2 protein-coding genes are annotated in these 1,462 nt (G+C 75.1%); both read left to right on the top strand.

All coding sequences use genetic code 11. The features are described 5' to 3' along the window. Positions 1–788: acyl-CoA dehydrogenase family protein (locus ABZ281_RS40115; protein WP_356662912.1), on the top strand; the 788-nt coding region annotated here is incomplete at its 5' end. Next, the gene (locus ABZ281_RS40110) at positions 785–1,255 is read left to right on the top strand and encodes a nitroreductase family deazaflavin-dependent oxidoreductase (RefSeq protein ID WP_356662911.1); all 471 of its coding nucleotides are present in this window, start codon (positions 785–787) and stop codon (positions 1,253–1,255) included. The genes ABZ281_RS40115 and ABZ281_RS40110, both read left to right, overlap by 4 nt. Positions 1,256–1,462 lie beyond the last annotated feature (207 nt).

Genomic DNA, 1,462 nt, shown 5'->3' with positions numbered 1-1,462 from the left:
GGGGACGGGCCGGAGGCGTCCAGGCCCGGAGGGCCGAGGGCGGCTGGCAGGTGTACGGGCAGGTCGACCAGGTGCTCGACGGGCACAGCGCCCAACTGCTCGTGGTCGCCGCGCACGCCGGGGGGTTCGCCCGCTCCCGCGCCCTGCTCTTCCTGGTGCGCGGTGACGCCACCGGACTCACCCGCGTACGGCAGACCGCGCTGGACGCGACCCGCCCGCAGGGCCGGATCCAACTGCGCGACGTGCCGGCCGAGTTGCTGGGCGACGAGAGCGTGGGCACCCTCCCCGCCCTCGCCCGGCTCGGCGACACCGCCGCCGCCTGCCTCGCCGCCGAGGCCGTGGGGGCGGCAGGCCGGGTGCTGGAGCGGACCGTCGAGTACGTGGGGCAGCGCGAGCAGTTCGGCCGGCCGGTCGGCTCCTTCCAGGCGGTCAAGCACCGGCTGGCCGACGCGTACGTCCAGGTCCAGGCGGCCCGCTCGGCGGCGTACTACGCGGCCTGGGCGGCCGCCACCGAAGCCACCGCCGGCGCCACGGTCACCGGGGCCGCGACCGCGACCGCCCGCGAGGAGACGGCCGGGGGTCTCGCCCTCGCCCAGGCGCTCGAGGCGCTGCGCCGTGCCGCCGCCGAGGGGATCCAGTTGCACGGCGGCATCGGATTCACCTGGGAGCACGAGGCTCACCTGTACTTCAAGCGTGCCGCGGGCGACGAGCTGCTGTTCGGGCCGGTGCACCGGCTGCGGGCGCACGCGGCCGACGCGGCACACGTCTTCGAGGAGGCCGGCACATGAGGGGCGCTCGTGTGGTGCAGAAGGTGTCGTCGACCAGGGGCTTCGCCCGCGTGGCACCCCATGTGGTGCCCGTCCTCGATCGTGCCGTCCACCGGCTGACCAGGGGAAGAGTGCTGCTCAGCGCGCAACTGCTCCCCGGGGTGGTGCTGACCTCGACCGGGGCGCGGAGCGGACTGCCCCGCCGTACCCCCCTGGCCTGCATGCCCGAGGACGGCGGGCGCTGCTGGATCCTCGTCGGGTCCAACTTCGGGCGGCCCGGGCACCCCGCCTGGAGCCACAACCTGCTGGCGCATCCCGACGCGGAGATCAGCTGGAAGGGCCGGGACGTCCCGGTCACGGCCCGGCTGCTGGCGGGGGAGGAACGGGCGGCGGCCTGGCAGGCGCTGCTGCGGTTCTGGCCGCCGTACGCGGCGTACCAGGCGCGGGTGGAGCGGGAGATCCGGGTGTTCCGCCTCGTGCGGCGCTAGGGACCTTCTGATGGATCTCCGCGGCGCCGCGATGCCCGGCACGCTCCCCCAAGCTCTCGACTCCGCTCGAGCAGGGGGTACTCTCACTCGCCCCGAACACCGCTCCTTCCTCCACGGAGATCCATCAGAAGGGCCCTAGCAGGGACGGAGAAGCGCAACAGGCGGTGGGGCCCCCCGGGGTGGCACCGCCGGCCCGACAGGAACAGG

Source organism: Streptomyces sp. NPDC006265 (genome assembly GCF_040613555.1).
Lineage (GTDB): Bacteria > Actinomycetota > Actinomycetes > Streptomycetales > Streptomycetaceae > Streptomyces.
The sequence above is the reverse complement of the archived record's forward strand: the minus strand, read 5'-3'. Positions and strand labels throughout refer to the sequence as shown.